Origin of the sequence: Listeria sp. ILCC797, from assembly GCF_900186185.1 — a bacterium.
GTDB classification, from domain to species: domain Bacteria; phylum Bacillota; class Bacilli; order Lactobacillales; family Listeriaceae; genus Listeria; species Listeria goaensis.
Genome location: NZ_FYBS01000019.1, coordinates 24,531 through 33,742 on the forward strand (window position 1 = coordinate 24,531; position 9,212 = coordinate 33,742).

Here is a 9,212-nt window from a genome sequence, read left to right on the forward strand (position 1 = left end):
TTCCCCTTTATTTAATCATCATTACGGTTAATGTCTCTGACTTCGTAATACGTACTTTTAGTTTGTTTCGGTTCTAACACTTGTTTATCAATTTTGCTCTTACTAATACGCTCATAGTCTGCTTCTTGCTTATCGACGGCGGTACGTAAATTTTCTAAAGAAGTGGTCAAATCTTGTTTAAGCGTGCTTGCGGCGCTGTCTTGCGGATTTTTCTTGAGTCGCCTTTCCATTTCGTCAAGGGATTTCTTCCCTTCTTTAATCTTATTCTCAAGCGCCTTTTTTTCTTTTTCAATTTTTTCTAAATTACGATCTACAAATAAATCTTCGACAATTTCACGATCGTTCGCCCAATTCCGATACGATTTTTCAGCACTAAATGCATTTAATCGCACGATGAATGTAGATGGCAATTTCTCTGACCCGTCTTGTTGCGTGTTTTCGCTATCGTTTTTCACGGCATCAGCGTCAGCAAGTTGTGATTCGATAGATTTTTCCAGTTCTGCATCAGATAGCGCGCGTCCGCTTGTTAGTTCATCAGCGCCTATAAGTTGTTCCTTATCAATCAACATTACTTTGAACGCTTTATTTTTGAAACCATTAGATTCATGTATAGTGAGAACGCCTGAACCATCTGTCCCAAACATGCCATAATTTACTTCTGCTTTATCCATGGGATTTTCTTTAGTCCCAAGTATAAATAGTTTGTAATTGTCTCCGAATGCGGAAAGTTGCTGACGAGCAGTGTCATCGTATTTGATTTCAACAGCTAAGGTTTTCCCGTCGCTACTCAATACGGAATTGCCTAATGTTAGCGTCCCTTCCGTTTGTTTGTTCCGTTTAAGCAAAGGCTCCCCTTTTCCCATCGAGGCGGCTAATACACGATCTGTATATGCGGTGTTGTTGTGATGAACTAAATACGTCCCCCCTCCAATGAATAAGCCCCCTATCACAAGTAGAAACGGCATAATGTAAAACAAACGCACGTCTTGCGGAACTTTGTAGTTGAGTTTATTCTTTTGTCGTTTTTGCTTTTTTTCTCGAACGACCTTTTCTGTAGGCTTCGGTTTGATGCCAAATAAATTCAAGTAAATTCACTCCTAAAATTAATATAAAGTTGAAAAGCACAAGGGCTAGAAATGTAAACCATGTTTTATTCAGGATAAAAGGATACTGGCTAACATCTGTTAGCATAGCAGCCGTATCTTGATAATTGCCTGCTTGTTGAAAGTCGTGAAACGCCGTGTAGCCTCTCTGAATGACCCACCCTATCATGAGATAAGGAATACTGGTCATAAATACATACCAGTTAGATCGTTCTGAAATTTGCTTTCTTAGCATATAAATCGTACAAGCAAATGTAAGTAGCAAGCAGCCAACGGACGTATAATAAAAAATTTCAGTATTGAGCATGACCTTTTCAACCCCTTCCACTGTCGCCCGTTCATTCAAAATGAAGAGCGGAATCAGGGAGCTAATCAGAATAGCGAGGTTAAAAAAAGCAAGAATAAGCGGTATGGTTTTTCTGTCGAGTGCTCTTTTTTTGATGTTGCGGTATATCGTCCATATCGTGAGCGCGGCAGATAATAGCCATGCTATCGAAATGATCCAATCTCCTAATGCTTGAAGTGAAAACACATTATCACTCATTGAAAGTGAGATTGAAAGCATCACTGACGAAACAGAAACGATAAATAAAATACCAATGAGCAACATTATTAGTATAACAAATAAATAGCGATATCTTTCACGTATTTTAGATTTTCTTTTTTGCCGCACTCTCTCACCTGCCTTTCTCTTTATATTTTTATTATATCACAAATAACCATTTAATTCAACGGTTATTTGTGATATAATTATTAAAAATAATGACTTTTTTTACTTTCCTCACATTTTTGTATAAAATAAGCGGGTGAGTGTTCTCAAGTAAGTAATGACATATGTATTCAAAAAGGAGATGCTAATAAATGGCGCGTAAACCAAGTGAAAAAAGTACAACTTCAGCAATTACATTTCAAGCGGCATTGCGAGATAAACATGATATGACAGTTGTAGAAGCGCGGGAAGTTGTTCAGACGATTTTTAAAATCATGGAAAACAGCTTAAAAGAGGATCGTGATATTGTATTTAAAGGAATTGGTACGTTAAAAACAGAAATCCGCGCCCCTCGCGTGTCCATGTTGCCGAAAACGGGGCAACATATTTTAACGTCGGAAAGACGCTTTTTAAAATTCACGCCAAGTCCTGTTATTGAACGTAAAATCAATGAAGACGCTGGACGACCACGCACCTATGAAGTTTTAACCGAAGAAGAAGTGAAAAAGTTAATAAAAAAATAAAAAAGCCCTCTTTAAGGGGGCTTTTTTATTTAGGGTTCTAATAAATATATTAGAGGTGTACCGCGATAATAAGCGTGATTAAAAAAGAAGTCCATACACAATTAATCGTGTATGGACTTCTTTTTAAAGTTGTTTTAATGCTATAATAATTTTGGCAACTTGCCTCGTTTGGGGGTGTTTTAAATGGCTAATATCATGACGTTGGTTATCGCCCCTATCATTGTAGGGATAGTACTTAAACTATTTTCTTACTGGCTAGAAAAGAGAGACGATAATTGAACTAGTTGCCTCTAGTCCACCTGTTCGAGTTGCGCCGAACAGAAAGAAACCCCGTCCTATTGAGAGTAGGACGGGGTTTTGTGTTTTAAACACACTAATATCATGACGTTTGCATAATTATTGTAGCATATAAAGTATAGCTAATCAATTTCTTGTTTTATTGTCGATAAATAAAGAAATAATCCCCCATTACCTGGCCTGATTATAGGGGATTATCTATTAATTATACTATGACCGCCGTCTTTTTCATGGTGCCCTGTTATCGAGAGTCATGTTCGCGCATGCTCTGAAGTAGATTACTTAAAAATTTATTCTTAAAGAAAGTATATCATAATTATTCGTTTTGGAGCAAATACTTTCATGTCATCTTTTCGCATTGTCCCCCCTGCCTTTCCATGCGACATATTTTTTAGTTTTCCGCGTGTGAACTACCGTCACTATAATCAATTATAACGCCTTTTTCAACATTAAAAATATAAACATTGAAATGTAGTTTGTTGTCCTGTATGCTCTGCGCCTCCATGTGTACACCGCGCGCCACGAGTTCATCACCCAAAAAAACAGGTGTTACCCTATACCGAACTTGATTACCTGTATTTTTCAGATAGGCAGCTACTTGGTTTTCATAGTCTAGCATGCTAGGCGAGTTCAGGCTACGCGTGCCCGTTATAAGGTTCTTCAAGTTGTTATTTTCTCCCGTCAATTGATACCCAATCAAATGCGAGCGGTTATAGAGCCACCCCGTAGAGATTTTTTTATTTTTCCAACCTGTGGGGTCTACGTAAAGAGGCTCTCTTTCTTCGTGTGGCATCAATTCTTTGCTAAGTACCGCGTTGGCAGTTCCTGCGCGGTTAAATTTATCAAGTGGTGAGAATGTTTGTCCTGACTTCTGACCAGATTTCACTTCTGAAGGCGAAAATTCGGGCTTATTGTTATTGACTGTCACGACTTGATGTGTGCCGTCATACTGCAATTTAAGCAAGTCTTTATTATCCTCAGCAGAAACATTCTGTGTAGTCGCTGCGTTGGGGTTGAAGAGTGCCATAATCCCGTTACTTCCGTTGTCTTTGATGATGTAAGCGCTAGCAAGCACTAACAGTGTAGCAAGTGCTGTGATGAGTTGCAACTTCGCGCTGCGTTTCGTCTTTCTTTTTCTGTAAGTCACCATTTTTCTTTTCCCCCTAGATGTTGAATAATTGCGCAAAGCGTTGAACGTGTGTCGTTCGTGCAATCTCTATTTTTTTATTGACTTGTTCGTGGAATAGATTCGAAAGCGCCGTGTACAAGTAGTTCGTCACGTTTCGAATATTACTAACTTTATAAGTCGCATAGACGCGTCGCAAGGTATGATAAATAGCGCTGTCCATGTCTTCCAGTAACAGCAAGGCATTGCGTTTATTCGCGACTTCTTTTTTACAACGGTATAACATGCCTACAAGATTACCAGCTTCTTTAGCAGATTTCGCAAAAAGAGTTAAAAAATCTAACGTTTTTTCTGTGAGTCCTGTATTTTCGCGTGAGAGTACAAAATTTTGTTGCCACGATGCAGTAGTGTGAGTATCTAATAATGTATTAATGTTTAAATTATTAATATAAGTTACGTTCGTTTCTGCATCTGCGTTATCGGTTGCTGTGCTTGAGTTTATACGGTTATTATCTCCTTTATGTGGTGACTCATCTGGCGTTTTAAAAGGCAATATTTGAATGATATTCGCACCAGATCCACCACGTGTATTTTTTCTGCGCGTGGCATGTGTAGAGATAACTTCAGCAGCACGTAAATTCATGTAACAACGTGCAACGGTAGAAATAGAGATGTTTAACTTATCCGCTACAGATTGACGTAAGACAGTACAAGCGCCATCATAACGTGTAGCGCATGCAGTCAGATATTGCAGTACATGAATCGTTGTGCTGTTAAAATTGTTATGTTTGATATGTCTTTCTATAGAGTCCATTAAATCTGTTTTCGATGCAAACGTGCTATATTTTTTTAAAATTTCTAAACCCATATGTATCTAACTCCCTTAGCTAAATAGTTATAAGAACGCAAAAAAAAGCAACTAAATGAAAGCGTTTTACCCCACCTCAATTAGCTGCTTTTTGAACGTAAAAAACTATATGCAAAAAAAAGCATAGATGTTTTGACGTTGACGAGCTTGTTATAATCTCTTATACTACAAAGAAGTAAGAGCTTATGACAAGCCTAAAGCATGTTCGGGGTGCTTGCCCGACGTGCGTTTGATGAAGTGGTAGGTGTTCATCAGTTAGAGCTAGTGACGTGAGGCGCCTAAACCTCACTCCTGTCATAAGCTCTTTTTCCGTTCCTATGAAATTGCTATCATAATACAATATAATTTCACATTACGCAACTCCTAACTAAACAAAAAATAAAAAGGTGCTTTTTGTATTCTGGATTGAACTAAAAAGTATATATAGATTCTTTTTAGTTATATTTTACAAATACAAACATAACTAAAATAAATACATTTATTCTTTTTAGAATGTTTTTAGTATACAAGTATACTCTTTTGTTATATAATTGTATTCATATGTTAAAAAGAAAGAGAAAAACAAAAAATAGGAGTGAAAAAAATGAGAGAAATTTTCGCAATTGACTTAGGAAACAAGCAAGTAAAGTTAAAAAGTTCTCGCGGAGAATATCGTTTCCCATCGCGTTTACTACTTGAGAGAAAAAGCGGGCTAGATTTAGCAACAGAAGCATTAAAAGTGAATAGTGGTATTGATACGTTCCAAATGTTGAATGAAAAAGATAGTTTTAAAATAGGTGAGGGCATAGATAAACTAGGGAAAAATAGTGATATGCGTGAGACTATCGCTTTTGGCAAATCTAGATATACCAATGCATTTTTTGAAAAATTGATTGAATATTCATTAGCAAAATTAAGCTTGGATTTTGAAGGGGAAACACCTGAAGTAGAAGTGGTCATAGGTGTTCCGACAGAAGATTTCACAAAAGATGAGATTAAGAAAACTATTGTGAGGTACTTAAACCCTGAAAAAAAGAAAGCAAGGCAGCATTCAGCTATTATTAACGATCAAACAATTAATACGTTTGTTGTTCGGACTCACTTATTACCGCAACCAATGGGAACCATCTATGATTTAGTTCTGGACGATGCAGCGGACATAAGGAATAAAGATATGATTACGCAAAATATTGCATTAGTTGATATTGGAGGCGGAACGGTACTACTTGATTCTATTAATCATTTTGAATTCGATACAATTAATAGAAAGCAAGAAAAATCAGGCGTTCACAAGCTTTTAGGAAGTATCAACTCGGATTATGACGGAGATATAAAGCCAGATATTTACGAGATAGAAGGAATTATACGCGATGGAAAAGAAGCAGAAGAATTTATTTACTCACCAACTGTGAATGAAAGTATTAGCATGACAGAAGTTATACAATATAATATTGACCGTTACACAGAAGAAATTATACAGAAAGTTGTGTCTGTCTATAAAGACATGGATCAATTCGATGTAGTTATTTTCACGGGTGGCGGTAGTAGCATTATTAATAAAGAGCTGATTCACAATTCGTTAGATCATGTATTGTTTTCCGAGAATAAAGAGTACTCTAATGCTTACGGATTTTATAAATACGGTATGTATGTAACTAAATAATGAAAAATGGAGGCGATTATATGGCTAAGCAGCAAGGACAACCACGGCTAGTAAGATTTAACGAAAATAAACCAGAAGATGTAAAGTGTTTAAATTTTTTAGATAGTGAAAAAGAAAATGGGCGAAGCTATAGCTACGTGCTAAGAAAAGCTCTTTTATACTATATAGAGAATTCGGATGAAGTGGATAGCACAATATCTAGTAATGTAGTGCCAAGAAAATCGGAAAACACAAAAAGAACAAACAAGACAAATCAAGAGAAAGAAAGCGATCCGCTATTAAGTAAATTTAAAGCTACGACATCGGACGATATTTAAATAAAACCGCCATTCTTAAAAATGGCGGTTTTATTATGGTTAAAGGCATTATAAAAACAAACCTAACTATATATGAAAAGATACTTGACATTTTACTGTTTTATGTATAAAATATATACATGAAGAAAATACGGATTAAGAGGTGTTGGAAATGAGCGAGAGAAAAATAAAAATGGAGCAATTTGCTCCTAATGGATTTTTAACAAGTAACCAAGTAGACAGATTAAAAAGATGGATTGACGGAGAAAGAAGAACAATAAAGTTAGTAGACTTAGCCGCGGAACTAGGCATAGCTAGAATGAGTATCAATAATGCGCTAAAAAAGAATCCAGAACGTCCATTCGATGAATTCAAATTAGGAACAGTGAATAAATTAATCGCTGTATTTAACGAAGATTTAAAGAAATCAAATCCAAAAGAGGAAGCAAAGAAAGAACAGAAAAAAGAAACAAAAAAGGAAAAAGAAAGGGCTAAAAAATTAATTAAGAAGGTTGATGCGTAATGTTCAAAGTAACCAAGATAGGGAGACCTAAGCCTGCAGAACGTGCGCGGGCTAGGTTCAATGAGGGGAATAAGACATTTTACATGTATATGCCTCAATCGTACCGTGAATATAAAAGTGAACTAATACAGTTTTTTAACCAGTATGAAAACGATCCAAATTTACAAGAACTGTTTGATCGCAAAAAAATCATTTATGGTCTATCAGTTAAATTGATATTCCGATTTAAAGGCAAAGGATATAACCCGTTTTATGCACTACGACCAGATATAGACAATCTATTCAAAGCTGTAACAGATAGTTTGTTTGAAAGCAACATAAACCTTATTGAAGATGGTTATAAAACAAACAAAAAAGGTGAATTGCTTTTTGATCAAGATGGAAAAATGATTAAAAAATATAAACAAAAAATTGATGATAGTAGAATCTGCCACACAGAGCAGATAAAATTACGTGTTGATACAGAGGAAGAAGAAAGTTTAACAATCATTATAAAAAACATTGGAAAGGAGGACATCGACTAATGGGAATGTTTGATAAAATTTATCAAAATGCATACGGATACAGAAATGATATGATTGAACTAAATAATTTGGTTCAACAGCTTTCTAATGAAAAAGGAAAAGGCGATCCAGTTGTATCATGGTTTAGATTGCGTGATAGGAGGGTGAAAGATGTAGTTGAACCTATGCGCGAAGAAATGAAAATCAGAATAAAAAGAATACAAGGTAACTTGAATGAACAAGAGGAGGTGGAAAATGATCTTGAAAAAGCTAAAACAAAAGTATGGGAGAACGATCTAGCAAGTGCTAAGAAAGCTATGTTGAATTACGATGTATACTTAAGTAATAGTCATGGTGAAGCAGAGGCGCAAATTAATGAGCTCCTAAAAAAACATAAAAAGAATGTTCTAAAGCTAGAAAGTGAGATGGAACAATATAAAAACTGCGTTAATTATACAGAACGAGCACAGAATATTTTAACCTCTGCGCGTAAAACAAAAGAAATAGATCACGCTACTTTCTCTGAAGCAATCAAAAATATAAATGATTGGAAAAGAAAGTTAGATATTGATGTTCCAGAAATGAAAGAACTACCAGAAAGTTACAACGATGAAGATATTAGCAATTTACACGCTCAAATACGCGAAGTAGTTGCAAGGTTAGATGCTAGGTACAAAATGGGTATATTCGCTTCACCTATGCGAACTGTTCGTATTATTATCCATGATGTAGGTAATGATAGGGGGAAAAAGGCATTTGCAAATCGTTCCAGAGAATTAATATCTAATTGTAACGAGTCTATTAATATTTTTAACGGTAAGTATTGGCAAATTACGGGGCTACGATGGCAACACATAGAGTTTGACGGTGCATGTGATTATGTGCCTGTAACCCCTACACACGCGAAAATACCTAATATATAACGATTGTAGGTTTTTATAACCTGTAATCGTTATTTTTTTGCGAGAAATCACTTGTTTTTTATAATAATTAAGGGTTTATAAATATTATTAAAGCGCATAGCTTAAAATAAACTATGCGCTTTAATTTTTGGAATAAATCTTTAAAAAGATAAGTATAATTTATACGTTGTTTAACTAAAAAAACAATATATTTCAAACGAATACAGTTTAAATAAACCTATATTCGCTTTATTCCATTATATTCTTGTTGTGTAGAAAGGGTTATTTTTCTGAATGTATTAAAATCTAATCTATTTTGAAAGAAAACAGCTTATTTATTAAATTTGTCAAGCTTTTTAGGTGTTTGAAATCTATTTTTTTATAAATTGGAAAATGAAAAAAATATAAAAGTGTAAATATATACGAATTTAAATCGTGTATAAAAATAATACATTAAAACAAAAAGTGGTGCATATGTATAAAATTTATACACGAATCAAACGCCCTCATCATTATATAATGATGAGGGCGTTTGATTCGTGTATAAATTTTATACATATGCATCTGTCTCTTCAACATATCTGCGAACTCACGAGAGAGGCAGAGCCTCCGTATATAACATTCTTACTCATCAAAAAAACCAGCAGACTAATGCGCATCGCGTGATCACTTTTTCTTGTGAAGAAACATCATCAGGAGCACAGACTCAACACTACTTT

General features: G+C 35.2%; 11 protein-coding genes. 7 read left to right on the top strand and 4 right to left on the bottom strand.

Annotated elements, in window-relative coordinates; genetic code table 11:
* Window positions 1-11 precede the first annotated feature (11 nt).
* Window positions 12-1,085: a hypothetical protein gene (locus BN1609_RS13650; RefSeq protein WP_088841021.1), complete on the bottom strand. Its 1,074-nt coding sequence runs from the start codon at window positions 1,083-1,085 to the stop codon at window positions 12-14.
* Window positions 1,009-1,776 carry a hypothetical protein gene (locus BN1609_RS13655; RefSeq protein ID WP_088841022.1) on the bottom strand — a complete coding sequence of 256 codons (768 nt, stop codon included), beginning with the start codon at window positions 1,774-1,776 and terminating at the stop codon, window positions 1,009-1,011. The genes BN1609_RS13650 and BN1609_RS13655 overlap by 77 nt, the downstream gene beginning before the upstream one ends.
* A 188-nt stretch (window positions 1,777-1,964) precedes the next feature.
* Here BN1609_RS13655 and BN1609_RS13660 point away from each other — a divergent pair, with 188 nt between their 5' ends.
* Together BN1609_RS13660 and BN1609_RS13895 are read left to right on the top strand one after the other, a co-directional pair.
* On the top strand, window positions 1,965-2,336 hold the full coding sequence (locus BN1609_RS13660; protein ID WP_088841023.1) for an HU family DNA-binding protein: 372 nt from the start codon (window positions 1,965-1,967) through the stop codon (window positions 2,334-2,336).
* 183 nt (window positions 2,337-2,519) lie between these two features.
* A complete protein-coding gene (locus BN1609_RS13895; protein WP_117612577.1) occupies window positions 2,520-2,615 on the top strand; it encodes a type I toxin-antitoxin system Fst family toxin in 96 nt (31 codons plus the stop codon).
* A 409-nt stretch (window positions 2,616-3,024) separates the two neighbouring features.
* On the opposite strand, the gene BN1609_RS13665 is transcribed toward BN1609_RS13895, so the two are convergent.
* Window positions 3,025-3,783, bottom strand: a complete 759-nt coding sequence (locus BN1609_RS13665; RefSeq protein WP_088841024.1) for a DNA/RNA non-specific endonuclease — start codon at window positions 3,781-3,783, stop codon at window positions 3,025-3,027.
* Between the two features lie 13 nt (window positions 3,784-3,796).
* Complete coding sequence (locus tag BN1609_RS13670) at window positions 3,797-4,627, bottom strand: hypothetical protein (protein WP_088841025.1); 831 nt, start codon at window positions 4,625-4,627, stop codon at window positions 3,797-3,799.
* A gap of 583 nt (window positions 4,628-5,210) precedes the next feature.
* On the opposite strand from BN1609_RS13670, the gene BN1609_RS13675 reads away from it, so the two are divergent.
* The 5 genes from BN1609_RS13675 (at window position 5,211) to BN1609_RS13695 (ending at window position 8,514) form a co-directional block, all read left to right on the top strand.
* On the top strand, window positions 5,211-6,269 hold the full coding sequence (locus tag BN1609_RS13675) for a ParM/StbA family protein (RefSeq protein WP_088841026.1): 1,059 nt from the start codon (window positions 5,211-5,213) through the stop codon (window positions 6,267-6,269).
* 20 nt (window positions 6,270-6,289) lie between these two features.
* A complete protein-coding gene (locus tag BN1609_RS13680) occupies window positions 6,290-6,586 on the top strand; it encodes a hypothetical protein (protein WP_088841027.1) in 297 nt (98 codons plus the stop codon).
* 151 nt (window positions 6,587-6,737) lie between these two features.
* Complete coding sequence (locus BN1609_RS13685) at window positions 6,738-7,088, top strand: hypothetical protein (RefSeq protein ID WP_088841028.1); 351 nt, start codon at window positions 6,738-6,740, stop codon at window positions 7,086-7,088.
* A complete protein-coding gene (locus tag BN1609_RS13690; protein ID WP_088841029.1) occupies window positions 7,088-7,612 on the top strand; it encodes a RusA family crossover junction endodeoxyribonuclease in 525 nt (174 codons plus the stop codon). Before BN1609_RS13685 ends, BN1609_RS13690 begins: the two co-directional genes overlap by 1 nt.
* The gene (locus tag BN1609_RS13695) at window positions 7,612-8,514 is read left to right on the top strand and encodes a hypothetical protein (RefSeq protein WP_088841030.1); all 903 of its coding nucleotides are present in this window, start codon (window positions 7,612-7,614) and stop codon (window positions 8,512-8,514) included. The genes BN1609_RS13690 and BN1609_RS13695 overlap by 1 nt, the downstream gene beginning before the upstream one ends.
* Window positions 8,515-9,212 lie beyond the last annotated feature (698 nt).